Annotated in this window: 26 protein-coding genes and 1 pseudogene; 11 read left to right on the top strand and 16 right to left on the bottom strand. The window is 34.0% G+C overall.

What is annotated here, in order from left to right; all coding sequences use genetic code 11:
• Window positions 1–92 precede the first annotated feature (92 nt).
• The 4 genes from PSR14_RS10865 (at window position 93) to PSR14_RS10850 (ending at window position 3397) form a co-directional block, all read left to right on the top strand.
• A complete protein-coding gene (locus PSR14_RS10865) occupies window positions 93–1634 on the top strand; it encodes a WXG100 family type VII secretion target (protein ID WP_000249905.1) in 1542 nt (513 codons plus the stop codon).
• A 16-nt stretch (window positions 1635–1650) separates the two neighbouring features.
• The gene (locus PSR14_RS10860) at window positions 1651–2061 is read left to right on the top strand and encodes a hypothetical protein (RefSeq protein ID WP_000621152.1); all 411 of its coding nucleotides are present in this window, start codon (window positions 1651–1653) and stop codon (window positions 2059–2061) included.
• An 87-nt stretch (window positions 2062–2148) separates the two neighbouring features.
• On the top strand, window positions 2149–2553 hold the full coding sequence (locus PSR14_RS10855; RefSeq protein WP_000617398.1) for a hypothetical protein: 405 nt from the start codon (window positions 2149–2151) through the stop codon (window positions 2551–2553).
• Between the two features lie 373 nt (window positions 2554–2926).
• Window positions 2927–3397, top strand: a complete 471-nt coding sequence (locus PSR14_RS10850; RefSeq protein ID WP_000172420.1) for a GNAT family N-acetyltransferase — start codon at window positions 2927–2929, stop codon at window positions 3395–3397.
• Window positions 3398–3493: 96 nt separating this feature from the next.
• Here the strand turns inward: PSR14_RS10850 and PSR14_RS10845 are convergent, their stop codons facing one another.
• Window positions 3494–4444, bottom strand: coding sequence for a GTP-binding protein (locus tag PSR14_RS10845; RefSeq protein WP_000613440.1), 951 nt, complete (start codon window positions 4442–4444; stop codon window positions 3494–3496).
• Window positions 4445–4609: 165 nt separating this feature from the next.
• Between PSR14_RS10845 and PSR14_RS10840 the strand changes: the two genes are divergently transcribed.
• Window positions 4610–5512 (top strand): aldo/keto reductase family oxidoreductase, encoded by a 903-nt coding sequence (locus PSR14_RS10840; RefSeq protein ID WP_000442810.1) that lies wholly within the window; start codon window positions 4610–4612, stop codon window positions 5510–5512.
• 24 nt (window positions 5513–5536) lie between these two features.
• Here PSR14_RS10840 and PSR14_RS10835 read toward each other — a convergent pair whose 3' ends face one another.
• Together PSR14_RS10835 and PSR14_RS10830 are read right to left on the bottom strand one after the other, a co-directional pair.
• Complete coding sequence (locus PSR14_RS10835) at window positions 5537–6121, bottom strand: GNAT family N-acetyltransferase (RefSeq protein ID WP_001068763.1); 585 nt, start codon at window positions 6119–6121, stop codon at window positions 5537–5539.
• A 75-nt stretch (window positions 6122–6196) separates the two neighbouring features.
• A complete protein-coding gene (locus PSR14_RS10830) occupies window positions 6197–7669 on the bottom strand; it encodes a flavin monoamine oxidase family protein (RefSeq protein ID WP_113732884.1) in 1473 nt (490 codons plus the stop codon).
• A 177-nt stretch (window positions 7670–7846) separates the two neighbouring features.
• Between PSR14_RS10830 and PSR14_RS10825 the strand changes: the two genes are divergently transcribed.
• Window positions 7847–8038, top strand: coding sequence for a DUF3896 domain-containing protein (locus PSR14_RS10825; RefSeq protein ID WP_000805515.1), 192 nt, complete (start codon window positions 7847–7849; stop codon window positions 8036–8038).
• 105 nt (window positions 8039–8143) lie between these two features.
• A complete protein-coding gene (locus tag PSR14_RS10820; RefSeq protein ID WP_000594052.1) occupies window positions 8144–9145 on the top strand; it encodes an LLM class flavin-dependent oxidoreductase in 1002 nt (333 codons plus the stop codon).
• Between the two features lie 45 nt (window positions 9146–9190).
• Here PSR14_RS10820 and PSR14_RS10815 read toward each other — a convergent pair whose 3' ends face one another.
• From PSR14_RS10815 to PSR14_RS10805, 3 genes are all read right to left on the bottom strand, one after another.
• Complete coding sequence (locus tag PSR14_RS10815; protein ID WP_000788435.1) at window positions 9191–10135, bottom strand: alpha/beta hydrolase; 945 nt, start codon at window positions 10133–10135, stop codon at window positions 9191–9193.
• A gap of 226 nt (window positions 10136–10361) precedes the next feature.
• On the bottom strand, window positions 10362–10817 hold the full coding sequence (locus PSR14_RS10810; RefSeq protein ID WP_000488187.1) for a DUF3939 domain-containing protein: 456 nt from the start codon (window positions 10815–10817) through the stop codon (window positions 10362–10364).
• A 154-nt stretch (window positions 10818–10971) separates the two neighbouring features.
• On the bottom strand, window positions 10972–11415 hold the full coding sequence (locus PSR14_RS10805) for a Dps family protein (RefSeq protein WP_000105198.1): 444 nt from the start codon (window positions 11413–11415) through the stop codon (window positions 10972–10974).
• A 241-nt stretch (window positions 11416–11656) separates the two neighbouring features.
• On the opposite strand from PSR14_RS10805, the gene PSR14_RS10800 reads away from it, so the two are divergent.
• The gene (locus tag PSR14_RS10800; protein WP_001990330.1) at window positions 11657–12697 is read left to right on the top strand and encodes a GerAB/ArcD/ProY family transporter; all 1041 of its coding nucleotides are present in this window, start codon (window positions 11657–11659) and stop codon (window positions 12695–12697) included.
• A gap of 36 nt (window positions 12698–12733) precedes the next feature.
• Here the strand turns inward: PSR14_RS10800 and PSR14_RS10795 are convergent, their stop codons facing one another.
• The 5 genes and pseudogenes from PSR14_RS10795 to PSR14_RS10775 form a co-directional block, all read right to left on the bottom strand.
• Window positions 12734–13102 carry a DUF3979 family protein gene (locus PSR14_RS10795; protein WP_000965077.1) on the bottom strand — a complete coding sequence of 123 codons (369 nt, stop codon included), beginning with the start codon at window positions 13100–13102 and terminating at the stop codon, window positions 12734–12736.
• A 295-nt stretch (window positions 13103–13397) separates the two neighbouring features.
• A complete protein-coding gene (locus tag PSR14_RS10790; protein WP_000539568.1) occupies window positions 13398–13703 on the bottom strand; it encodes a hypothetical protein in 306 nt (101 codons plus the stop codon).
• A 193-nt stretch (window positions 13704–13896) separates the two neighbouring features.
• The gene (locus PSR14_RS10785) at window positions 13897–15879 is read right to left on the bottom strand and encodes a methyl-accepting chemotaxis protein (protein ID WP_000533113.1); all 1983 of its coding nucleotides are present in this window, start codon (window positions 15877–15879) and stop codon (window positions 13897–13899) included.
• 203 nt (window positions 15880–16082) lie between these two features.
• Entirely contained in the window at window positions 16083–17132 is a 1050-nt protein-coding gene (rsgA, locus tag PSR14_RS10780) for a ribosome small subunit-dependent GTPase A (RefSeq protein ID WP_001073059.1), read from the bottom strand.
• A 182-nt stretch (window positions 17133–17314) separates the two neighbouring features.
• Window positions 17315–17842, bottom strand: a pseudogene (locus PSR14_RS10775) (DinB family protein).
• 196 nt (window positions 17843–18038) lie between these two features.
• Between PSR14_RS10775 and PSR14_RS10770 the strand changes: the two are divergent.
• Together PSR14_RS10770 and PSR14_RS10765 are read left to right on the top strand one after the other, a co-directional pair.
• Window positions 18039–18386, top strand: a complete 348-nt coding sequence (locus tag PSR14_RS10770) for a DUF4257 domain-containing protein (RefSeq protein WP_000426313.1) — start codon at window positions 18039–18041, stop codon at window positions 18384–18386.
• An 84-nt stretch (window positions 18387–18470) separates the two neighbouring features.
• Window positions 18471–18695 carry a hypothetical protein gene (locus tag PSR14_RS10765; protein ID WP_000162601.1) on the top strand — a complete coding sequence of 75 codons (225 nt, stop codon included), beginning with the start codon at window positions 18471–18473 and terminating at the stop codon, window positions 18693–18695.
• Window positions 18696–18881: 186 nt separating this feature from the next.
• Here the strand turns inward: PSR14_RS10765 and PSR14_RS10760 are convergent, their stop codons facing one another.
• Window positions 18882–20057, bottom strand: a complete 1176-nt coding sequence (locus tag PSR14_RS10760; RefSeq protein ID WP_000832291.1) for an MFS transporter — start codon at window positions 20055–20057, stop codon at window positions 18882–18884.
• Between the two features lie 49 nt (window positions 20058–20106).
• A complete protein-coding gene (locus PSR14_RS10755; protein ID WP_000877956.1) occupies window positions 20107–21042 on the bottom strand; it encodes an aldo/keto reductase in 936 nt (311 codons plus the stop codon).
• 107 nt (window positions 21043–21149) lie between these two features.
• Between PSR14_RS10755 and PSR14_RS10750 the strand changes: the two genes are divergently transcribed.
• On the top strand, window positions 21150–21458 hold the full coding sequence (locus tag PSR14_RS10750; RefSeq protein ID WP_001259894.1) for a helix-turn-helix transcriptional regulator: 309 nt from the start codon (window positions 21150–21152) through the stop codon (window positions 21456–21458).
• 40 nt (window positions 21459–21498) lie between these two features.
• Here the strand turns inward: PSR14_RS10750 and PSR14_RS10745 are convergent, their stop codons facing one another.
• The 3 genes from PSR14_RS10745 to PSR14_RS10735 form a co-directional block, all read right to left on the bottom strand.
• Window positions 21499–22449, bottom strand: a complete 951-nt coding sequence (locus PSR14_RS10745) for a serine protease (protein WP_001089047.1) — start codon at window positions 22447–22449, stop codon at window positions 21499–21501.
• A gap of 274 nt (window positions 22450–22723) precedes the next feature.
• Window positions 22724–23011 carry an AbrB/MazE/SpoVT family DNA-binding domain-containing protein gene (locus PSR14_RS10740; RefSeq protein WP_000648330.1) on the bottom strand — a complete coding sequence of 96 codons (288 nt, stop codon included), beginning with the start codon at window positions 23009–23011 and terminating at the stop codon, window positions 22724–22726.
• Between the two features lie 116 nt (window positions 23012–23127).
• Window positions 23128–25008 carry an ABC transporter permease gene (locus PSR14_RS10735; RefSeq protein ID WP_001026023.1) on the bottom strand — a complete coding sequence of 627 codons (1881 nt, stop codon included), beginning with the start codon at window positions 25006–25008 and terminating at the stop codon, window positions 23128–23130.
• Between the last annotated feature and the right edge of the window lie 228 nt (window positions 25009–25236).

Genomic DNA, 25236 nt, shown 5'->3' with positions numbered 1-25236 from the left:
TTCTCATATAATATATCTATTTTTATTAATATTAAGTATTTACATTTCCCCTTCCTTACCTCATAATTTTAATCGGGAAAGGGAGGAAAAAAATGGTTCAAATAAAAGTAACGCCCGAAGAATTGGAACGAGTTGCAAAACGGGCAAACGATACAAAGCACGCATTAGAATCTATACATAATAACTTATGCAATCAAATTGATTACATGTGTTTTCAATGGACAGGCGCATCAAATCAAAACTTCATTCAAATGTTTAACAATGCGAGACCATCCGCATTCACAGCTATTAATGCGCTTGTGCATGTTGAAGAAGAATTAAAGAGAATTGCTGAGAAATTCCGCGTTGCAGATAGTGAAGATGTAACATCCAAAAAAACGGCTAAGTCTAGTAAAGCACCTGAAAAATCTTTCTTAGGAAAAGTATGGGATGGTATAGTAGATGGTGCGGGAGATGCTGTTGGAGATACAATTGACGGTATAAAAGCATTAGGTGACTGGGAAACTTGGAAAGGCATGGGCTACACTGTCACCCATTTAGATGAAGCTTTACCTGCTATGTGGGATGCGTTATCCGACTCTTTTAATAAAGATGTGATAAATGGAGATGCAGAAACACGTGCAAGATGGGGATCGTATGCTTTAACACAAATTGGATTGGGTCTTCTTGGAGATAAAGGGGTCAGTAAGGCTGCAAAGCTTGCACAAGGGGCTAAATTCTCTCAAGGTATCTCGAAAGCTGGACAATTATTTAATAAAGGCGATAATTTGGCTTTCGCAGGCGGTAATGGTGGTAGATCTGTATTTGATAGTGCTAGTTTTAGACAAGCCGAAGAAAAACTTTCAACCTACCAGTTTGCTAAAGGTGATAGGTCCCAACCTGTCACAAGTGTAGGTGAAGCACAAGTAAAACGTTATTTAGAGAATACTGGCGGAACAGTGGCAGAAATCAAACCGAGATATACACGTGAACAAATCGAACATCTAGCTGAAAGTAACTTTGAAAATCAAATAGATTCTGTTTTGCGGGATGTAGATATATCACGTGAAAAGTTTAATGAGCTAAAAACAAAAATGTATCATGAACTTAGTCCAGAAGAAGTAGTAGCCATGAAACAGATTAGAGACAGTGTTCCCGCACCAACTTCTACTACAATGATGCAGAAAGCAATTCCGTTAGAAGATATAAAAAAATACTTAATGGATGAGCGATTCAATGAAGTCGGGGGATGCGTTGCAAAATTTGAAGATGTAGCAGACATTCAATCATCACATGACTTATTTCACTCATTACGTTTAGATTATCACAAAACCAAATTTACTACCGAAAGTGATTTTGGTGTTATTAGATTTACATCGGATGATGCGGAAAAACTATATATTCCTTATGGCGATAATTTTAATGACCCAATAAATAAAAAACCTAGCGATTACTTACAATATCCTCAAACAGGAAATGGATTTGTAATGTCTGAAAACGGACGTATTATTCCAGAATATGAATCTCAATTTCCACAGAAATTAAGACCACATGATGGAGCAGAAATATATGAAGTTGTAAACGGAAAGGAACGATTGGTAGGAATATATAGCGAGCTAGATAAAAAATTTATTCCAGCTGTGACTAAGAACTAAGAAAGGAATTATGGAAATGATTAGACGAGATGAGTATGCAGTTTATAAAGGGACAGAATATAGTATATCCAAAATCGGTAATCGGTTTATATTAACTTCTACAAATCAAAAGGACTTACAAAACGGTTTTACACCCTACGAACGAAATCCCAATTTATTTATAAAAGAAGTTGAAAAATCCGAGTTAGAAACAGCGTATGACATTACACCTTTTGCCAAGCATAAAGAAATTATGTTTCGAATTATTGGAGAAAATAAAGACAAGGGAACTGTTTCAATATATACGATTGATCCCAAAGTAGGAAAAGAATTAGGAATGTCTTCACCTGGTCGTGGGGAATTCGTAAAAGATGTAAGACTAGAAGATGTTGAGTTAATTGAAAAAGTAGAACCTATCTGGGGATTTACACTAAATAAAGAGAATTAATTACAATAGATAACAGCAGAACCTTATAAGCACAAAGGTTCTGCCGTTTAATACCGGCAACCGAAAAACAGTAGATTAGGTGACTCAATGATTAGAGATGGAAAATATGGATTATATAATGGACAAGAATACATGTTAGCTGGAAAGAAAGATGATCTAGAAATTATATCGAATGATCCAGCTGAACTATTAAATGGTTTTATTCAAGATGATTGGGATGAAAATATTTTCTTTAAAAAAATAAAAAAAGAAGACTTGGATACCGCTTATGAAATTACAACATACGCAAAATATAAAGGACATAATTTCGGAGTACTAACTGCAAGCGAATTAAAAGTAGTTATTGCTACAAATAATCCACAGGTAGGACACAAACTAAATATGTCTGTACCAGGTCGTGGGGAATTTCATATGGAAGTAAATAGGACAGATGTTGAGTTAATTGAAGAAAAAAAACCTATATGGGGATTTACACTAGATATAGACAATTAATTACACCAAATAAAAGCAGAACCGTATAAGGGTTCTGCTTTTATAATCCTTACCTATTTTGTAACAATAGCAAATCCTAAACCAGCATCTTTATTTTAACTAGCTATCCAAATTGATAAATATAAGGATCAATATGTTCCTAAAAACACAATCCAGAATTTCTCCTGTAGGATATTACATACAGCAGACAATACAAAACCAAGTGCCCCTTCAACGAGTGCAATGTGCAGTGAATAAAAATATTGAGTTCACCAATGGAGATGCTCTTATTAGCATAATGTTTATGTGTTTCTGCTTGACTTGACCAAAATAACAAGTAAAATTATCCATATTAGCTTTTAAGCTATATTAATTTAGAAGGTGAGTTGGAATTATGACTCTTCACATTTGTGAAGTAACAGAAAAAAATTGGCGTTCGGTAGCTGCTTTAAACGTCGCAAAAGACCAGCAGCAATTTATTGAAAGCAATGCGTTTTCTTTAGCAGAATCATTATATGAGGGAAACGGAACGTCAGTAGGTTTATATGATGGAGAAACACTTGTAGGATATGCAATGTATGGATGGTATTGTGAAAAACGTAAAAGCATATGGTTAGACCGCTTTATGATTGACCAACAATATCAAGGAAAAGGATACGCAAAACGTTTCCTTCGCTTGCTTATTCAATTCTTACAAAATAAATTTGAATGTAAAACAATTTATTTAAGTTTACACCCAGACAACAAACTTGCAATGGGATTATATGAGTCATTTGGCTTCCGTTTAAATGGCGATATTGATGATGAAGGTCCTGTTGTAGGTGTTGTAATGGAGTTACTTTTAGATGAACATACAAACCTGTGAAAACAGGTTTTTTTAGTCCTTCGTTTTTGGCAATCTAGTATTTTTCTACAAAACACTTAGTTAAGTCCAAAAAATAAGCCTGCAATAAACGCAGACTTATTTCACACACTCCTCGAAATGTGCTTGGAACCATTCTTTATTAATATCTTTTCCGATAAAAACAACTTCACTTACTCGATCTTCGCCCTCTTGCCACTCTCTATCATACGAAGCAGCAAATAACGTATGTACGCCTTGGAAAACGATACGTTTATCCACTCCATCAATCGATAAAATTCCTTTGTAGCGATATAAATATTCTCCTAGTTCTTGAACGACAGCTGACATCCACTCATTTAGTTTTTGTAAATCTAACGGACGCTCTTCGCGTAGTACAAACGATTTTACACCTTCTAAATGATTATGCTCTGTATGAGGATAAATTTGTAACGTATCTTTCGTTTTAAACGTTTGAATTTGTAGTAACGATGGAATATCCACATCACAATTAGTCGACTGAATTAACTTTACAGTCGGGTTTATTCCTTGCAATTCATGTAAGAGATTTTCTTTTTCACTCTCTTCAATTAAATCTAACTTATTCACTAATACAACATCAGCAAATGCAATTTGTTCTTTTGCTTCTAGCCCTTTTTCAAAATGTTTATGTATATGATAACTATCTACTACTGTTACAACACCATTAATTTGGTATGCAGATTGAATAACAGGATCTAAAAAGAATGTTTGAATAATAGGACCTGGATTTGCAAGACCCGTCGTTTCAATTACTAATCCATCAAAGTCCATTTTCCCTTCTGCTTTTACGTCCAGTAATTGTTTTAACGCAACGAGTAAATCCTCACGTACAGTACAGCATAAACAGCCGTTGGTCATTTCCATAATTTCTTCTTCAACATTCATAATCAACTGATTATCAATACCAATTTGCCCGATTTCATTTACGATCACCGCCAATTTCTGACCGTGATTCTCTGATAAAATACGATTTAATAATGTCGTTTTCCCTGAACCAAGAAAACCAGTTAATATTGTTACTGGAATCATTTTGTACCTCTCCTTATAGCTATATGTTTCTACATTATAGCATATAGAAAAAATCGTTTTTGTAGCAAAACATATTTATTGTATGTACGACACTGTAACTATATAATAATATGTAGCAAGAAAGCCTTTTCAAAACATTATTCATTCATCAAGGGGGCACTTATAATGGAACGAGTTCAAATGGCCGAAACACTCGAATTTTCTCGTATGATTCAAGGTTTTTGGCGTTTAGCAGAATGGAATATGACGAAACAAGAATTACTTTCTTTCATTGAAGATTGTATGGATATGGGAATTACCACTTTTGATCATGCTGATATTTATGGCGGTTATATGTGTGAAGGACTGTTCGGAGAGGCATTACAACTAAAGCCTTCCTTACGTGAAAACATGCAAATCATCACAAAATGTGGAATCGCTCCCCCATCACCGAAATTTCCAGAGCGTTATGTTGCTCACTACAACACTAGTGCAAAACATATTATTCAAAGTGCAGAAGCTTCACTTAAAAATTTACATACAGATTATATTGACGTATTACTTATCCATCGTCCTGATCCTTTCATGGATCCAAATGAAGTGGCAGAAGCGTTCTCACGCTTAAGACAAGAAGGAAAAGTTCGTCATTTCGGTGTATCTAACTTTTTACCTTCCCAATTCAATATGTTAAGTTCATACTTAGATTTCCCGCTTATTACGAACCAAATTGAAGTATCAGCTCTGCAGCTTGAACATTTTGAAAAGGGAACAATTGATTTATGTCAGGAAAAACGAATCAATCCAATGATTTGGTCACCTCTTGCTGGCGGAGAAATCTTTACTGGTCAATCAGAACGTGCTGTACGTGTACGTGAAACTGTGCAAAAAGTTGCTACTGAGCTAGGTGTTTCTAGTATCGATACGGTTATGTATGCTTGGTTACTTGCACATCCAGCTAAAATGTTGCCAATCATCGGCTCTGGTAAATTAGATCGTGTTAAAACAGCCGCTCTTGCTACAAAATTTAACTTAGACCGTCAACAATGGTTTACAATTTTCGAAAGCTCTAACGGACATCCTGTACCATAATACACAAAAAGAAGAGCCGTTTCTCTACAGCTCTTCTTTTTCATATGTATTTCTAGTCATCGCAAATACACACATATCCCTTAAGCCATTTCCATCTACTGCAACACTCGCACTTTCTAAAACACCCTCTAATTTAAAACCTAATTTCTCAGGGATCGCTCTACTTTTCTTATTTAAAGAATCACAACGAATTTCTACGCGATTTGCTTTCAGTTCAGAAAAAGCATAATCTGTTATCCCCTTTGCAGCCTCAACCATATAGCCCTTTCCACTAAACCTCGAATCAATCCAATACCCGATTTCAAATTGGGGTATATCCCAATTAATGCGATGCAATCCGCTAGATGCGATAAACTCGCCTGTTTCTTTCGAAAAAACTAATAATCTTAAGTCCTCACGCTGTAAAAATTGAATATGTGATTTTCTAATGCTCACTTCTACTTCTTCCTCTGTTTGCTCTTTTTGTGCAAAAACCATCCATGGTTTTAATTCTTTCATAGAAGCTTGAATGGCATCGTATACAGCTTTACCATCACCTGGTTTCGGCATTCGAATCAATAGCCTTTCAGTATAAAATTCAGAAGGAAAATCGAATAATAATGGATTCACTGTAAACACTCCCTATAATTCTTTTATATATAATAATATCCATCTCAAACTATACAGTAAAGAAATTTCTGAATTTTATACATTTAATTCATTTACATCTACCGCAACACGAACGCCAGATTCAATTGCCCCTTGTATCCATCCGTGATATAACGTTGTATGGTCTCCAGCAAAGAATATTCTTCCCTCTGGTTTGACAATCGCTGGTTGCAACTCTGATTCTTGATCTGCCTGAAATAGAGCAAACCCTCCAAGTGCATATGGATCCAACGTCCAACTTTTTGATATACCTGATAAGAATTCATCATATACTTGACCACCTAATATCGTTGCTAAGTTTTGTAATGTGTAATAAATACGGTCACCCTTTGATAAGCCATCCCATAACAACGCATCATAAGACCATGTATAGCTTCCTAGCATCATAGCTGGTCCCTTCTCTCCAATTCCATAGCTTGGATAATAGGCGTAACGAATTGGCAAATCTGTTATAATTCTGCCACCTAACTGTCCTTGTTCTTCCCAAAATCGACTTTTAAATTGAATTCCTATTTTTGTCGCTGGCATATAATGCAATTCACGAATTGCTTTCCATTTCTCATGAGATATAGAATCAAATGGATCTACTTCTACAAACCGTATTGTCGAAAACGGAATGGTAACAATAACTAAGTCCCCTGTAATACTACTATATTCAAACGTTTCTTCGTTTCGATAGAAAGCTGTCACACCATTATCATGCTGATGTAGCTTCATTAATTTTTGATTATATATAATATCTTCCTCTAATTGTGGTAAAAAAGATTTTGGCAATCTATCATTACCGCCTATTATTTCACAAAATCCGCTCTCCTCTTGCATAATGTATAAAAAACGTAATGTCTCAACGAATGACCTTTCTAAAAAACCTTCTAAATCCAACAAAACACCAATCATCTCAATTGTTACTGGTGAAAAGTAAGTATTATATTGATAAGGGTGATACTTTAAAAATTGTCCTGTAGAGTATCTGCCAAAATCATTTACTACAACATCCCAATTTTTCTCTGGGTTCTTTTTAATAAAATTTATAATAGGCTGTACCGCTAACAATAATAGCTCCTCAGATGTTTTCCCAACTTCATTCATTTCCACAGGATACTTTAATATACTTGGCTCTTTTTCATATTGTTTTAATGTCGTTTTTCGGCCGTTTACGTAAATAATATCAGTCTCATTCCTATTAATAAAAGGGCCTACCTGTAGCCCAAATTTTCTTATATATGCCATCGTTAATGTATGCGAATACGGAATTCTCATCGCCCCTACATCCAAATATAAACCGGTATCTTCCATTCTAACTGTCTCTATGCGGCCACCTACCCGGTTGTTTGCCTCAAAAATCTTCACTTCATGTCCCGCAGCTTTTAATAAAGATGCCGAAACTAATCCAGCCATGCCAGCCCCTACTACAATAATTTGCTTCGGACTCGTCGTCTTCTTTAATCCTTTATTTATAATTTTTAACGTTTCATCCATCTCCGTGTTATACATTATATCTTTCTGCACAATTCCACCCCTTACTTCATCAAATGGGCATTAGTCGTTTAGTGCATTTTATTCATAAATTTCCATAAACATAACAACAGAGCAAGTTGAATATTCACTGAAAATACATAAGAGATCGCTCTCACATCTCTTCACGCTTCGTATAATATAGCAACAGCAAATAAGGAGTGGTTAAAAATGAAACCAACTTACGACTACAATGCTACAAAAAAGTATTTAGAAGAAAAGAAACAACAGCTATGCAACAAACTTAGTAATATGCATCTATCTAAAAAAGAGCGTGAACAAATAAAACTTGAGATTGATAACTACGAATATATTTTAAATGTAGTCGAAATGAATCATTATGAACGAGGATTTTCACATTAAAAGTGGATATATAATTTATCCACTTTTTATTTTGAGCATTTCATTACGCATTTTTCGTAAGTAAATATATAATAGGATGTACATTAAGATTGAGAGGTATATTCTATGATCAAATTAAGTGTATTAGACCAATCCCCTATTTCAGATGGTAGTACGGCAGCCCAAGCTTTTTCACATACAGTTACGCTTGCGCAAGAAGTTGAAAAACTCGGATATACACGCTTTTGGGTATCAGAGCATCACAATTCTGTAAGCCTTGCTGGTTCAAGTCCAGAAATACTTATTTCTCATATTGCAGCAAAAACGGAGCGTATGAGAGTTGGTTCGGGTGGTGTTATGTTACCTCACTATAGCCCGTATAAAGTTGCTGAGAATTTCCGTGTTTTAGAAGCGCTTTATCCAAATCGTATTGACCTTGGTGTCGGCAGAGCACCTGGTGGTATGCCCATTGCAACTCGCGCACTTCAAGAAGGAAAAATGGTCTCACTTGATCAATATCCAGAGCAAATTGCAGATGTTGCAATGTACTTACATGATCAAGTACCAGAAAACCATCATTATGCAAATTTAAAGGCTACTCCTGTAATTCCCACATCTCCTGACATGTGGTTGCTTGGCTCTAGCGGAGAGAGTGCAAAGATTGCCGCACAACAAGGTGCTTCTTTTGCATTCGCACAGTTCATTAACGGATACGGCGGCCCTGAAGTAATGGAAGCTTATCAAGAACAATTCCAGCCTTCCTATTTAGGAGATAAACCAAAATCAATCGTCGCTATTTTTGTTATTTGCGGAGAAACAAATGAAGAGGCGGAAAAAATTGCTTCTAGTTTAGATTTATCAATCTTATTACTAGAACAAGGAAAGCGTACAACTGGCACTCCTTCTATCGAAACTGCTCAAAATTATTCATATAGCACGTATGATTTATTCCGTATAAAAGAAAATCGTCAACGTATGATAGTAGGCGATCCGTCTTCTGTAAAAGAAAAAATCATAAACTTAAGCAAAGCGTACAATACTGAAGAATTTATGATTGTCACTATTACTCATCGATTTGAAGATAAATTGAATTCTTATCGCTTATTGGCAAATGCTTTTAATTTATAATTTTAAAAAGGAGATACATCACATATGATGCATCTCCTTTTCTTACTACTTATTGTTTTCATTCCCTATATATTCAATAGCTTCTTTCAATACCTCTTCAAAGTGAATAGGATAATCATGATTTAAGTTAGGTATAATTTTATACTTATGTTCTATATTCTTATCTCTTAATAATTGTACAAATTGCTGTGTGCATTCGAAACAATCTTCATCTTGATCACCGCAGACTATATATCCCTTTATATGTTTATCCTGTAGTACTCCCAGCAACTCATTCCATTCTTCAACCTCTGGAAGCCACGGTGCCATAAAAATAACCCCATCCACAGCTATATTTTTTTGTAAAATTGTATATAGAGCTACTCTTGCTCCAGCAGAAAAACCGCCAATTATTACATGTTCTACTGTACGGTTCTCTATAAGCTTATCGTAATGCTCTTTTAATTCTTCTTTCCCTCTATGTAAATCATCCCATACAAACCCATCTGAAAACTGGATTTTCGAAGACTGTGGTAAAGCTAACGTATAATTTTGTGCCAAAACAGATTTCCAATATGGTTCTATTATTCCTATATTTTCTTGATCACCGTGCATTGCAATAAATAGTTTTTCTTTTTTCTTACTTTCTATATATTTCACATCTGCTCGTTCTGTTTTCTTTGCTAACTCTTCTCTTTCTTTACATAATTGAACCATTTGATGAAACTCTTCAAATTTATGTAGTGGTTTTAAATCGTCGTCCGAAATTAAATACTCATTTCCATACCAAAAACCCTTTTCTATAATAGCTTCCTTCATTAAATGCAACGCTTCTTCTTCAAGTCCTGCTGCACTCGCTAATGCATATTTAAAATTATATATTTGAGCCTCATTCCCTACTATACCTTTAGCATGCTCCATTATATAAGTGTACGCTTCTAAACTTCCTTTACTTGCATAGCAATGTAACGTTTCATTTAATAATTGAATGTAAGTCATACCATTTTTCATACATCTACTCCCCCGTAACCTGTTATAATATTTATGTCTCAAACCTTTATATCATTCTGTAATCGTTATATAACTCAAGCTAACAATAACTTTATTCTTAAAATGATACTCAATTATTACTCCTCTTTACCCAATAAATTTAGTATAAAGTTTAATAGACTGAAAAATAAATATTTTTACAACCAAAAAAAAGACAACAATATATTTATTGTTGTTCTCAATACATCTACCCACTCTTTTGTTTTTTTCTATCTGGTTTACTTGAAACTAAATAATGTTTTTCTGAAATATATAAGTCTCTTTTTAATATACGATCTAAGTAAGGTCCTAGTTTCATTCCGCATATGAGGCGATCTTCACTACCTTCTACAATTGGAAACATTTCTTTTTCTGTTACATACTGATCTACTGCCTTTTGTACAATATCAATTTCTTTCACTAGGTTTAAGTTTTCTTCTGTATGTTCAAATACCTCAAGCGTTTCCTTCGTAATAAGAAAATGGTTTGTTGGAAATGCAGGTAAATACGGCTTTAACAAATCATAATTCACTGTATAATCATCATTTACTAATACTGTATAAACGATATTAGCATTCTTTTCTAGAAACTTAGCCATCGCTTGTTCCAATTCATCTTTCGTAATTTCACGCTCTTCTTTTCCAGTTTTGAAAAAGCGAAACATCGCATCGCCTCCTTTTTACTATATTATAGCATAAAAGAAAACTGAAAAATCACAAAAAAGTCATTGAAAGAATTTTTCAATGACTTTTTTCTTTATATTCTTATATTTATCCCGCTTTAATGGGCAGTAAGCCCCCACTGATTAAAGTTTCACTTTATTTTAAGAACGCACTTAGCATCCATACATGTTGTTCTAATGTTGTATGAATTGCTAACAACATGTCCGCTGATGTTTCATCTCCAGCTTCACCAGCAACTTCCATGCCTTCTTTTAGTTCTTGAATAAGTGCTGAGTAATCATTTACTAATGTTTGCACCATTTCTTCTGCAGATTCCTTGCTTGTCCCTTCATTCACACTAGATGTTGCAAGATATTCTTTCATTGTCGCTAACGGCTTACCTTCCAATGCTAAAATACGTTCTGCTAATTCATCAATATACGTTCCAGCTTCATTGTAAAACTCTTCAAATTTCTCATGTAATGTAAAGAAGTGTGGTCCTGTCACATACCAGTGATAATTATGTAGTTTCACATATAACACATTCCAGTTTGCTACCTGCTTGTTTAATACTTCAACAACATTTGTTTTCGTACTCATACAATCCACTCCTCTTATCATTTTGTAATGATTATCTTTTCATAACCTAGTTACATGTTACCATACATTTCCTATCCTTTCGAACGATTAGCTTATATGTAACAAAGTTTTAACACCTTTAATATTTCCCTAATATGTATTAATTCATGTATGTTTTCAAACACTTCATACGTCTAATTGTCCAAGCTCATACATATGCATAATAGTAAATCAAGCTCATCGTAGTAGAAAGAGGGATAACATGGACAATCAACAATGGCAAGTAGCAAAGAAAGTCGCTGCTACTTATATTGGAACAGTCGTTGGAGCTGGATTTGCTACTGGACGAGAAATTGTTGAATTTTTTACAGTGAATGGCTTTTATGGAACAATTGGTATATGTATAAGTGGATTTTTTTTTATTTGGCTCGGTACAAAAATGATGTTACTCTCCTCACAAATCGGTGCATTTTCAGCGCAAGAATTTAACAAATATTTATTTGGGGATGTATTTGGAAATGTCGTAAACACATTATTATTGCTCGTATTATTTGGTGTAACGAGCGTTATGTTATCAGGAGCTGGAGCGGTATTTGAAGAGCAACTTCGTTTACCAAGACAACTCGGTATTTTCATTACAGTAATCGCCTGTCTCATTATAGGTAGTCGCGGATTACAAGGGGTTTTTGAAGTTAATACACTTGTCGTACCTATTATGATGATTTTCATTATCGGACTTGCTATTACAACGTTTTTTCACGGTACAACTCCTATTAGTAACACTATTCCTGCAGAAAGCTGGAATATGAAGTGGATAACTAGTCCTATTACATATGTCGCCTTAAATCTTTCTCTCGCCCAAAGCGTCCTCGTCCCGTTAGCCAGCGAAGTAAAAGATCGAAAGGCCATTTTATGGGGCGGTATTTTAGGTGGGGCAGGACTTTCTTTAATATTATTATGTAGCCATTTAGCTATCTTATCAGTCGACCAATTTTATCAATATAACATTCCAATGGCTGAAGTCATAAGAAAATTCAATGCCACTTTTCACTTTTTCTTTGTTCTTATCATTTTCGGTGAAGTATTCACAACTTTAGTTGGCAATGTGTTCGGAATGACAAAACAAATGCAATCCATCACTGGCTGGAAAAATAACAATATTATTTTCTTCATTTTACTAATAAGTTATTGCTTTAGTTACGTTGGTTACAGTGAATTACTCCATATTCTATATCCAGTAATCGGGTGGGTTAGCATCATTTTACTTCCGATTATTGCTTTTAAACAACTTCAAAAAACATAAAAAGCATCCATGTTATTGGATGCTTTTTATATATATTTACTCACAATCATCACATACTTCCCAGTACGGCCCCATTTCGATTGCCAAATATGGCTTTAATTGCAACCGAATCATTCGACTAGGCATACGTTCTAAAACGAATTGAATCCCTTCTTCCTCTTCGTCTAATTCAACTTTTGAAATCGCAATTCTTTGCATCGTCGAAATAGGCATTCCATCTTTATATAAAGTGATTTTCACCTCATCATATTCATTAAAATACAATTCAACACTCATTTGATTTTTCAACATTTCATTAACAATTTCATATTTATCATTTCGTTCCTGGATTATATATTTCCAAGCGCCTCTACCTTCTTCTTTCGGAGCTGCTTGAAATAATGTCATCAAATCCTCGTATAGCATAAGATAACCCCTCTCTTACTAAAAAACGATGAGTATTTTATATACTCTTTATCTCTATCACTATCCATATGTATTGTACCATATATCGCCGTTCTTACCGTATTCATTTGCTTCATAACTGTATATAAAACACCTGATTCTCTGCATTACTTTCTGGATTGTCTCTTAATGCATTTCTTAATCCCCTTCTAAAGCTTTCAAATCATATCAAACTTAAGTAAATACTTTCTTTGTCCACCCTCCAATTTATTATTTCCATGCAATAAAAAAAGAAGAGTGACTTATATCACTCTCCTTAAAAGAATTTCCCAGTAGCTGCTAACGCTAATACTAGTATTAAAATAGTAAATAATAATGATACAATGAAACTAAAAATAGGTAATGCTTTCTTTTCATTCTTCTTCAAAAGTAACTTTAAACTAAGGAAGATGTTTATTGGTACAAATATAAAATAAAAATATTTAACAATTTGTACCGAACTATTCGAAAGTGTTTTTAAAATAAACACTTCAATTAGAAAAACAATAAAAAATGAAATACTTAACCAAAATGAGACATAACTAAGCCAAGAATGTCTTTTTGTCCCCCAATACACTCCCATACGAATCTCCTTTTATTTGTATTCTATATGATTATAATTATACACAAAGTTAACAAATACCTTTATTTTTCGACAAATATTATACAAAATATATATTTAAACCTCATAAAAGTATTGTGTATTTCTATTTAATTTTACAAAAAAACAGACTACTCCAATAGCATACTGCTATCTTGGAGTAGTCTGTTCTCTATTAAACTTTAAATCTTTCAATTAATACTTGTAACTCTTCAGCCATTTGAGAAAGCGTACCAGCTGCAGAACCAATTTCCTCCATCGAAGCTAATTGTTCTTCCGCTGATGCTGCAACGTTTTGAGTACTCGTCGCATTATTCTGCGCTGTCATTGCAATTTGTCCTACCGAAATAGACACTTCATTTGCACCTTTTGACATCCCGTTAGCCGTTTCAACCATCGTTTTAATTTGATCGGCAATTTCGTTTGTAGATTGTAAAATCTCAGTAAAGTTTTGCTTCGTTTCATTCGCAATTACAAGTCCAGATTGAACTTCTTCATTTACATGCCCCATTGATTTTACCGTCTTACTCATGTCATCTTGTATTTCACTTATTAATTTACTAATTTCACTAGAAGATACGCTAGACTTCTCCGCCAATTTACGTACTTCATCTGCAACGATTGCAAATCCTCTTCCGTGCTCTCCTGCTCTTGCAGCTTCAATTGCCGCATTCAAAGCTAGAAGATTTGTTTGATCTGCAATATTTTGAATGACTTCCAGTATGTCACCAATTTGTTTTGATTTATTATTTAATAACTGTATAACTTCATCTGACTGTGAAACAGATTCTGCAATAGACTGCATTTGATTTACTGTTTTTCCTACTAGTTTTCCACCATCTTCTGCTTTTTCACGAGTATGCGCAGAAGCCGTACTAATTGATGATGAACTATTTGCTACATGTTGAATTCCTTCTGTTACATTAAATAGTAACATTGCACCATTTTCTACACTTGTTGTTTGTGTTGTTGCCCCGCTCGATATTTCATCCATTGCCATTGTAATTTGCTCAGTCGCTTCACTCGCTTGTCTTACACTTGCCGTTAGCTCTTCTGATGCTGCTGCAACATGTCCAGCCGAAGTATTAATTCTTCCGATTAATGTTCGCAATGCATCAGTCATCTCATTAAATCCTTTTGCAAGTTGACCAATTTCATCATTAGAATGAATTTCGATGGTTTGCGTTAGATCTCCCTCACTTATTTCTTTAGAAGTGACAACTAATCTTTTTAATGGCTTCGTTATAGAAAGTGTCACAAAATAAATAAGTGCCCCGCCTATAACTAATGAAATGAACATAACAATTAACATATTATAAAATACAGGCTGCGCAGCTTCAATTACTTCATTTGAGTACATCGTCCCACTGATTTTCCAACCTGTTTTTACATTTGTAGCAAATACCATTTGTTTTTCGCTACCGTCATACATATATGAAAAAGCACCATGATTATCTTCATAAATTTTCTTCGCCCAAGAATCAGATGCTTTTTCTCCTGACTTCTCTTGAGGATGTGCAATTATTTTTTGTTTCCCATCTAAAATGAAAGCATATCCCTTTTTACCAATATTAATTAACTTCGTTGTTTTTAATAAATTATCTAAACTTAAATCTATCGCTACAACACCGTTTTTATCTTCTGTTTGTTTTGCAATCGTTACGACAATATGTCCATTTCCTTTTGCCTTATACGGCTCAGTAATTACAATACCACCTTGTTTTGCCACTGCATCTTTATACCAAGAACGTTCTGTTGGATCGTAGTCCGCTGCCATTTGTATATTTGGTTCTTGCACAAATTTCTTATCATTTCCAGCAACGTATACTTGTTCAACATCTTTATTTAAATTAATATATTGAGATAACATCTTCCTTAATTCATCTTGATTTTCCCCTTGATACATATTCCCTTGAATCACTCGCGCAAAATTATTTATATCATTAAATTTTGCCTCAATCATTTGATTGATTAAATTATCTAATATTTTTATATTGTCGTGAGCACTACTCGTAATTTGTGATTCAAAATTCTTTTTAGCTGTTTGATAAGACATGCCTCCGATAATAGAGACCGCCGCAATTAGAATGACGAAAAATGAAATTAGTAGTTTTTTTGCTACTTTCATATCACGAAACCAATTTAATAGTCTACCCATTACAAACCTCCTGCTTTTCAATTTTATAAGATAAATATTGTGAATTATAAATATTTCCCATTCCCTAATTATTATTTTCATAACCTATTATGATGAATACTTTGTAAAGTTTAAACAAATAAATTCTATTTGTCTATATATTTGAATAATATTATTATAAAATTTACAAATGTAAAAAACCAAAGGAATATACCTTTGGTTTTTTACATTTTTTTATGCTGTTTAGAAATCTTTTTCCACTTATCACGCTCTGCTCTTGCAAGAACAGCATCTTGTTTTCTCATAAAATAGGCTAGTTCTCTTTGTAATTTTTTATAGCTTTGCAATCGATTTATCGTAATCATTCCGTTATCAATTGCCTTATGCACTGCACACCCTGGCTCATTTTCATGCTTACAGTCCCTAAAACGGCATGTATTTGCTAGTTCTTCAATATCAGAAAATGTTGTTTGAATCGCATCGCTTCCTTCCCAAAGCTGCAGCTCCCTCATACCCGGAGTATCAATAACTAAACTACCACTCGGTAATCGGAACAATTCACGATGAGTTGTCGTATGCCTTCCTTTACTATCTTCCTCACGAATATCTCCCGTTTTTGCTACTTCAATTCCTATAAGTGCATTTAACAAAGTAGATTTCCCAACTCCTGATGACCCGACTAAAGCAATTGTTTTTCCTGAAGTAACGAATTGCTGCAACGATTCAATACCGGTATGCTCTACACTATCAACGACGAAGATTGGAACACCAATTGCCACAGCTTCCGTTTCAACAATTTTCTGCTCTATGTCCTCACATAAGCTACTCTTTGTTAAAACAATTACAGGCATTGCACCGCTTTCATACGCTAATAGTAAATAACGTTCCATTCTTCTTACATTAAAATCATGATTAAGTGCATTCACTAAAAATAGATAATCTACATTTGCTGCTATTACTTGTTCTTCCGTTCGAGTACCAGCCTCTTGTCTAGAAAAAGAGCTTCTTCTTGGAAAAATACGATGAATAATTGCTTTCTTTTCATTCTCTATTTTCTTTATATACACCCAATCACCAACTGCTGGATAATCTCCCTTCGTTACTGCTTCATGTCGAAACTTTCCAGACAGCTCTGCCATATATTCACCATCATTACAAATAATTCGATATATATGCTTATGCTCAAGTAAAATTCGTCCTACTTCAAAGTTCTCAACAGCTTGTTCCTCAAAAAAAGAATCCCAGCCGAACGATTCTAAAATATTTTGATTCAAATTGATATCCTCCCTAGTTTAAGCTAAGCGGAAGGATCGTGCGCTCCCTTATATAGTCTCGCCCTTTCCATCCACCTTTGTATTTGGTTTATTATTCATATAAGTTATTTTCGCCATAATACATCACCCCGTTCTCATTTTAATTACTCTCATTATATGGAATATTCATTTAAAAAGCTACCTTATTTAACGTAATTTTCAAACATTTTATTTTTCATCATTCTAATTTGCCCACGGTGACTAATCTCATCTTCTAGCACGTGAAACCACAAATAGTACTGGTTATGAGCTACACCGTTAGGCCACTTTCTTTCTGACATAAGCCATTCATCACCTTGTTCACTCAAATACTTCAGTGATTCTTCTCGAACACTTTGTAGAAGCTGTACATAATACTTTATTTCATGACCACGAATCGTTTTCCTCGATTCTCCTAAATAGAGTGCGTCTTTCCATATTTCTAATTCTTCCTTTGTAAAGTCACGCTCTTGAAATGAAATAAGCTGATGTGCTTTTTCAATAGCTGCTATATGCTATAGTAACGCTCCAATGGAATTCCCTCCACTCGGTATCATTAAATCTAATTGCTCAACCGATAGATCTCTTATTTCAAGGAATGTTACAGCCCTTGTATGCTCCAGCATGCTTACTAATTCCCCTATATTTTTTGTATAACCAGCCACACTTCTTATTCGGTAATCTATATTCATATCACGCACCCTTTTCTGTATTCATATTAAGGAATAACAGCTTCATATAATAGACTGAAATATATCAGATTTTTCTGTTATAATTAAATTGAATACGTAATACCCCCAAACAAACTTTCTCAATATGCTTCTATGAAATATTAAAAGGAATCAATATAAAATAATCGAATCTTATTCACTAAAAGGAGTGGATTCGATGGAAATGTATCAATGGCTAACCGCTATACTCGTTGGTGGCATTACCGGTTTCGTTTCCCATCTAATCAATAACCAAGGTAAGTTATTGCTTCCACGCCGTTTGAAGACTTTTTTTCACTTTGGGTTTTTGACTGATATTTTCACTGGTAGTCTAGCTGCACTTCTTGGACTCGTTTTATTTGATGTCACCTTAATAAAAGAAATTATTAAAGTATCCATTGTGACTGCTATTTCCGGTCAGACTTTTTTACTACATCAAGCTCTTGGTGGCGAACAGGCTAAAAATACGCAAATCGGGAAAGCTGATGAGAAGATTCAAGAAATTGACAAATTATTGCGACGTTAGTCTATACTTTTTTTGAAAATTATTGCTATAATAAACAATAAATATTTTCTATTGCGTCGTTTGTCAGAAGAAAGGGTGTTTCGTATGACAAAAAAGAAAATAGAAGATTTCTTAACAGACACTGAAAAAGAGGAACTGCTAGAAAACTATAAATGTTTACGAGAAGCCCGCACAAAAAGCGAAGCTAACTATTTTGGAGAAGCAGTAAACCATCTATTAAATAAAGCTAAACAACGAATTATTAAAGATGCAGGCATACATGATGAAAATGCAGCAACTGTTCAATCAAAGAGAAAAGCACTGTTTTAGTTCATTAGCTAAAACAGTGCTTTTTATTATGTTATTTTTCACATTACTTTCACAACTATTTCACAATTATAAGTAGTCCTATATGTTATACTCAGTATATCCTTTTCCAAGGAGCTATATGCCGATATATGAATCCCTATCTCTATAGGGATTTTTATTTTTGGGCTTTTTTTATTTGTAAGGACTTTATGACGCAATTCCTGTTTCACTATTTTCAGTAAGCTTTTCACTTTTTCTAAACAGAAATACAGCTATAATATATAATATTGCAGTAAAACTACCTACAAATATAAAATTGTGAGATGCTGCAAATAACATTCCTGCCATTGCCGCTCCAATCATTTGACCAATATACATAGAAGCATTAGCTAGAGCCGCTCCTGTTCCTCTTGCTACGATAGATATGTTTTGTAAGTGCCTCATCATTAATACAAACAAAATTCCTGTCACAAAAAACAAAACAAAAAATAATAACTCCACAATTATAATGTTGTTTACATGAGGAAGTAATGCATATAGAACTGCTGTAAATATAATTCCACCATAGAATGAAAGGTTATAACCAATTTTATTTACGATTCTAGGTCCAAAAATATTACCAGTTAAATTTCCTAATCCTAATACGAGCATAGCTGTTCCTATTTCATGAATTTGCAAGCCAAATTGAATAGACAGCCACACACCGAAGAATGAAAATGCAGCAAAATTACCAGTTTGAAAAACAAAATATGCAAAAAAAGAAAGTGAAACCTTAGAATCTGAAAGTAATTGTTTATAACGCCTTAAGATATTTGTTTTATTTCCATTTATATAACCCGGTTGTATTTCTGGTAATACTGCATAAATAAGAATAACAAGTAGTGCTGATAATATACCAATGATGAAGAATGGTGTTGTATAGTGTATCATTGCTAAATATGATCCAACTGGCAGTCCTAAAATTTGAGAGAGTGACAATCCTGCTGTTGCAATCCCAATTGCCTTTACAATTTGTTCCTTCTCTATAAGGAGCGGAATAGATGCCCACACTTGTGGAGATACAAAGGCTGCACTTACACCTGCTAAAAATCTCAATATTAACATCCATAGAAAACTCGGTGCAATTCCACATAAAAACGTACTTAACGCAAAAAAACTCATCCCTATTACCATCACTTTTTTTCTGTTTAAACTATCTGATATAGGACCAGCGATAAGTGCAAATGCAGCATATCCCAAAGCATATGAACTCACCATCCACCCTGACAACTCAGTTGAAATATGATACACCTGTTGTAATGTGGGTAAAAGTGGTGAAATTAAGAAAGTATCTGTACCGATCATAAACATGATTGTAAAGAATACAGCTAGTACTCTTTTCATTTAAATCTTCTCCTTTTATATAAAAAGAGGGAATTATCCCTCCTTTCAACTAATCTTCTAAAATAGATTCAATCTCTTTCATGACATTTTCATTCAATGAAACTTCCACCGCTCTTACACTTTCTCTTATTTGCTCCGCTCGTTTCCCACCAGGAATAACAGTATCAATTCCTTTTTGGTTTAATAACCACGCTAAAGCTAAATGCGATAATTCGAGATCCTTTTCTTTAGCTATGTCTTTTAACTTTTCAACTTTCTTAAAGTTGCTCTTATATGTATTCTCTTCAAATAGATTTACACTTTGACGCCAATCTCCTTTATTCAATTTGAAATCTTCTGTATATTTACCACCTAGTATCCCAAAAGCAAGAGGCCCGTAAGGAATAAATGAAATACCTGATTCTATACAATATGGCAAAAGTTCTTGCCCAGCAGTACGATCTAACATATTATACGGTGATTGTACAACATCTATGTGCCCATACTGATTTGCTTCTTTTAATTGCTCTACGTTTACGTTAGATATTCCAATTGAACGAATTTTCCCTTCTTCTTTTAGGCGAGTAAGTTCTCCAATTGAATCTATGTAACTTGTTTCTGGGTTTGTAAAATGTAAATAATATAAATCAATATAATCAGTTTGTAATCTTCTTAAGCTATTTTCTACAGCTTTTCTTAAATAGCTCGGTTCATTATTCATATAAACCTCTCCATTTAATAACGGTTGTATTCCACCTTTGGTAGCAAGTACAGCTTCGTGGCGTTTTCCCTTCAATACTTCCCCTACCAATTCTTCTGATCTGCCGAAACCGTATGAATCTGCTGTATCAATAAAGGTAATCCCTTGCCCCATAGCTTCTTCTATTAATCGTTTTCCTTCTTCCTCATTCACATCAGCATATAAATTATGTCCCCCTACAGCGTTTGTTCCTAACCCCAACTTTGAAATATTTAGTCCTGCCTTTTGCAATTTTGTATACTTCATTTTTTTCTCCCCCTATATTTCTATTGTTCGAATATATTCGAAAAATAGAAATATACCACTTTATATGTTATAGTGCAAATATATTACTTACACGAGCAGGTGAAAAAATGCGTACTCTCTATCATCCAAATCGAGAAGAAATTCAATTTTCTTCTATTTTATATGCACTTAGCGATCAAATTCGTTTACAAATTGTAACTATGCTACTAGAAAAAAACGAACAATCTTGTGGCGCGTTAAACATTCCAATCGCGAAATCAACTTTATCACACCATTTCAAAGTTTTACGTGAATCCGGTGTTATGTATACACGCCTTGAAGGAACTCAACGTTTCATTTCAATTCGTGAAGATGACTTAAATGCTAGATTCCCCGGTTTATTAGATGTCATAATACATGCGACAGAACCATACTAAACAACATCTCATAGGAATATGAGATGTTGTTTAGTATTTTCTATTCTTTTAATAAATCTAATAAACCATTCCCTTCAGATGTACGTTCATATCCTAAAGGTACAGTTCTTTTAATAAGTTGTGCATATATTTCTGGTTCTGATAACTTTCTACCATATTCCCTTTCACACTGCTTTATGAGCAATGCCAGTGCTCCAGCGACATGCGGTGTGGCCATAGAAGTTCCACTTAATACCGCATATTTCCCTTCAGGATACGTAGATAATATTTCATCGCCTGGCGCCACTAAATCAATTTCTTGATTTGAATTACTAAAACATGCGATTTTCCGCTCTAAATTGACGGCACCCACTTCAATTACTTCTGAGTATGCACCTGGGAAATCTAGTTCCTCCGTATTATCATTACAATCTCCATTATTTCCAGCAGCACATACGACGAGAACATCTTGCTTTACTGCATTTTGAATTGCTTCATGTAATTCTGGAACATCTTGCGGGCCACCAAGTGACATGGAAATGACTCTAACTCTTTCTTTATTAGGCCCTCTCCAATTTACAGCATAATGTATCGCCTCAATAATTTGCTCATAACTTCCAGAACCATCTCCTGCTAAAACCTTTAACACTAACATTTTAGCAAGTGGTGCGACTCCTAAAACACCAACTCCATTTTCAGTCGCTGCAATTGTCCCAGCTACATGAGTACCATGTCCGTTATTATCAAGATAAATATTTGGATCTCCTTCGTAATCTTTCGTGAAATTTCTTCCGCCGATAATACGATCCTTTAAATCTATATGATTCATATCACACCCTGTATCTAATACTGCAACAACAATATCTTTTCCTTTTGTACTCTTCTCCCATACTTGTGGAGCATGAATGAGTTGTACACCTGGCGGAATTTCATTTACTTGTTCAACCACCTTATCTACTGTAAAAGGAATCAATTGTATACCTTTTTGTTTATTCGCTGTACTACTATTCATTGTAATCCCTCCTGAAAATATATTATTTTCATTTCAGACCACTTTTGAAAACACTTACATTTAACATTCGTTTTATGTGTTTCGTTTTCCTTCCTTAAAAATGTTTCTCAATAAGGCTTACGAAATTTATACTACTCTTTTATTTATCTCGTAATTTGTAGACATCAAAAATCCGATTGGTACAACCAATAACCAAAATAAAAGGACCACTAAATTGGTCCTTTTACTGTCTTTCAAGAATGATATGAAATTTTTAAAATAATATAAATTAAGACTAAGCCTCACTCTTGTTTAAAAACTTCTCTATTTCTTTTATTAAATATTTCGCTCCATCTATACTAACAGTAATGTTTCCATTTGCTAATGATATGTTTTGATTTGAAACATCACCTGTTATTTGACAAGCATTGTAAGGTTGATATTTTTGTAAAATGACTTTGTCTTCTTCTACGAAAATTTCAAGCGGTGATTTAATTTGTATTCCCAATACATCACGTAATTCTTTAGGAATTACAATTCGTCCTAATTCGTCTACTTTTCGAATAACTCCTGTTGCTTTCATATTACTTCCTCCCTTACTATTTATTAATTTTTTCACCTCGCTTTTTCCATTTTATCACTTTTTGGTAATACCTGCCTCTTTTTAGAAAATTTTGTACTCAAGTTAAAAAAACACATTTAACGAATACGTAATCTCTCTTTCAATTGTTTTAAATAACGAAATCGAATCAGTAAAAAATATACAACTTGAATTCCTACGAAAATACTTAATACAATCGCATTTTCTTTAAATAGTGAGTACTCAAACATCTGTCCGAGTGCAGTTAACGCTACTGCCCCATGTAATGTTGCAACACCTATTGGAACAAAGAATAAAAGCGCCAATCGAATTGTAACTACTTTCGATAATTCTCCACTTGTTAAGCCTACTTTTCGAATCATTTCAAACAAACGAGTATCGTCCTCCAAGTCAGAAAACAACCGGAAATAAAGGAAGCTTCCTGCACATACAAAAAATACAATACCGATAAAGAAACCTACAAATAGAATTGGTCCTGCAATTTGTAAACTTTGGTTTTGTGCGTACTCTTCTGCACTAAACGTTGCATGTTCTTCATAAGGTTTCATCTGATGCGTTAGTTCTTTCCCAACCTCAATTTCATCTTTCGTTCCCTCTGTTTTGTATACATAATTTTTTTCCTCTTTAAATCCATCTTGTAATGCATCATACTGCTTGTTAGAGATTACATAAACGTTACCTCTTATTATTTTACTTAATGAAGACGTATTAATTTTTTTCACTTTTAAAGGTTCATTCAAATGTGGCAACGTAATTTCTTTTCTTTCTTTCATCGGTGGTCCTGGTATATCAACTGCCAAAAATAAAACTTCTTTTTTGGATCCCTCATGAAAGGGTTCTCCTGTTAACTTCGCATATTCCTTATAGTCTGATTCCTTTATAAACGTGGCGCTTCTTAACGACTGCTCCTCCGTTTTCTTTGTTGAAATATTAGTTTTTGAAGCTGCTATACTATGTTTCTTTAACCCTTCGTCAATCATCTTCAAATGCTGTGATTCATTACTATTTCCTTGCTTAGAATGATAGTGAAACGCAATTGGTCTCTCCATAACCGCCTTTGTCATTGATGTAAAGCCAACTAATGTACCTATTGCTGAAAATGCTACAGTTGAAATTATCGTTACAATAAAGAACATTCTTGCGTTATCTCTCATACGGTAAGCTAAATCTGACAACGTAATAATATTTGTCTGTGTCCAATAAAAACGTTTACTTTTTTTACATAGTCTAATAATAAAAACACTCAACTGCTTGTACAGCAAATACGTACCAATAATGACTACCGTTGTAACAGGAATCATCATGATAAATACCATTGCACCGTGTGACATAAGCGCTCCTGCATATCCGGCACTAAGCAATATAACTGCTAATATAGAAGAAATAATGGATGTTTTCGGTTCCGGCTTCGCTTCTGCCGATCCTCTAAACAATTTCATAATTTTATTTTTTCGAATCATTCCTGCACTAAACAATGAAATGATCATAAATAATACGAAAAACATAATACTCGTTACAACAATGGCTTTCATTGGAATGTAATAAGATAAGGAAATATCTAACTTTAATATCATTGGAGCTATAAATAGTAATATTCCGGAAAATAGCATTCCAGCAAGTATCCCAAAAATAATTGCCCCTATTCCAATCATAATATTTTCAAAAAAGATAAGACGCTTTAATTGATATTTCGTCATACCTAACATCATTAAAATTCCTAGTTCACGCTTTCTCGTTTTTAAAAACATTCCCATCGAATATAAAATAAAGAAAAATGTAAATAAGTAAATAATGGACTGTGCAAAAGACATACTTACGAACACATATCGTCCCAATTCTCCAGCACTTAATGCCGGATGAAACGCAAAAAACGAATAAACAAAAAAGGCCATAATAGCAAATGCACTACTTAAAAAATATGCTGAATATGTTCGTCTATTTCGCGTCACATTCCGATATGCGAGTTCTCTAATATTCATATTACTTCTCCGCCCTTCTACTAACTATGTTCTTATATTAGTAAAGTACGGAAATCCCTTCCATCGATTCAAATGACAAAAACCTTACATTATTGAAAGGTTTCAAAAAAATTGCTTAAATGATGCAGTTTCATTATAATGACTACATTCATATTCATACACACATCCTATTGTATATTCGTTAATTTTGCGAAATAATAAAGGATAGAAGTATGTACCAATATACAT

It is taken from the genome of Bacillus sp. A01H (assembly GCF_045277205.1).
GTDB classification, from domain to species: Bacteria; Bacillota; Bacilli; order Bacillales; family Bacillaceae_G; genus Bacillus_A; species Bacillus_A paranthracis.
The sequence above is the reverse complement of the archived record's forward strand: the minus strand, read 5'-3'. Positions and strand labels throughout refer to the sequence as shown.

Bases quoted from the DNA above. Each gene is read 5' to 3' on its own strand.
- PSR14_RS10865 (WP_000249905.1), top strand. From the start codon at position 93: ATGGTTCAAATAAAAGTAACGCCCGAAGAATTGGAACGAGTTGCAAAA.
- PSR14_RS10860 (WP_000621152.1), top strand. From the start codon at position 1,651: ATGATTAGACGAGATGAGTATGCAGTTTATAAAGGGACAGAATATAGT.
- PSR14_RS10855 (WP_000617398.1), top strand. From the start codon at position 2,149: ATGATTAGAGATGGAAAATATGGATTATATAATGGACAAGAATACATG.
- PSR14_RS10850 (WP_000172420.1), top strand. From the start codon at position 2,927: ATGACTCTTCACATTTGTGAAGTAACAGAAAAAAATTGGCGTTCGGTA.
- PSR14_RS10845 (WP_000613440.1), bottom strand. From the start codon at position 4,444: ATGATTCCAGTAACAATATTAACTGGTTTTCTTGGTTCAGGGAAAACG.
- PSR14_RS10840 (WP_000442810.1), top strand. From the start codon at position 4,610: ATGGAACGAGTTCAAATGGCCGAAACACTCGAATTTTCTCGTATGATT.
- PSR14_RS10825 (WP_000805515.1), top strand. From the start codon at position 7,847: ATGAAACCAACTTACGACTACAATGCTACAAAAAAGTATTTAGAAGAA.
- PSR14_RS10820 (WP_000594052.1), top strand. From the start codon at position 8,144: ATGATCAAATTAAGTGTATTAGACCAATCCCCTATTTCAGATGGTAGT.
- PSR14_RS10815 (WP_000788435.1), bottom strand. From the start codon at position 10,135: ATGAAAAATGGTATGACTTACATTCAATTATTAAATGAAACGTTACAT.
- PSR14_RS10810 (WP_000488187.1), bottom strand. From the start codon at position 10,817: ATGTTTCGCTTTTTCAAAACTGGAAAAGAAGAGCGTGAAATTACGAAA.
- PSR14_RS10805 (WP_000105198.1), bottom strand. From the start codon at position 11,415: ATGAGTACGAAAACAAATGTTGTTGAAGTATTAAACAAGCAGGTAGCA.
- PSR14_RS10800 (WP_001990330.1), top strand. From the start codon at position 11,657: ATGGACAATCAACAATGGCAAGTAGCAAAGAAAGTCGCTGCTACTTAT.
- PSR14_RS10795 (WP_000965077.1), bottom strand. From the start codon at position 13,102: ATGCTATACGAGGATTTGATGACATTATTTCAAGCAGCTCCGAAAGAA.
- PSR14_RS10790 (WP_000539568.1), bottom strand. From the start codon at position 13,703: ATGGGAGTGTATTGGGGGACAAAAAGACATTCTTGGCTTAGTTATGTC.
- PSR14_RS10785 (WP_000533113.1), bottom strand. From the start codon at position 15,879: ATGGGTAGACTATTAAATTGGTTTCGTGATATGAAAGTAGCAAAAAAA.
- PSR14_RS10770 (WP_000426313.1), top strand. From the start codon at position 18,039: ATGGAAATGTATCAATGGCTAACCGCTATACTCGTTGGTGGCATTACC.
- PSR14_RS10765 (WP_000162601.1), top strand. From the start codon at position 18,471: ATGACAAAAAAGAAAATAGAAGATTTCTTAACAGACACTGAAAAAGAG.
- PSR14_RS10760 (WP_000832291.1), bottom strand. From the start codon at position 20,057: ATGAAAAGAGTACTAGCTGTATTCTTTACAATCATGTTTATGATCGGT.
- PSR14_RS10755 (WP_000877956.1), bottom strand. From the start codon at position 21,042: ATGAAGTATACAAAATTGCAAAAGGCAGGACTAAATATTTCAAAGTTG.
- PSR14_RS10750 (WP_001259894.1), top strand. From the start codon at position 21,150: ATGCGTACTCTCTATCATCCAAATCGAGAAGAAATTCAATTTTCTTCT.
- PSR14_RS10745 (WP_001089047.1), bottom strand. From the start codon at position 22,449: ATGAATAGTAGTACAGCGAATAAACAAAAAGGTATACAATTGATTCCT.
- PSR14_RS10740 (WP_000648330.1), bottom strand. From the start codon at position 23,011: ATGAAAGCAACAGGAGTTATTCGAAAAGTAGACGAATTAGGACGAATT.
- PSR14_RS10735 (WP_001026023.1), bottom strand. From the start codon at position 25,008: ATGAATATTAGAGAACTCGCATATCGGAATGTGACGCGAAATAGACGA.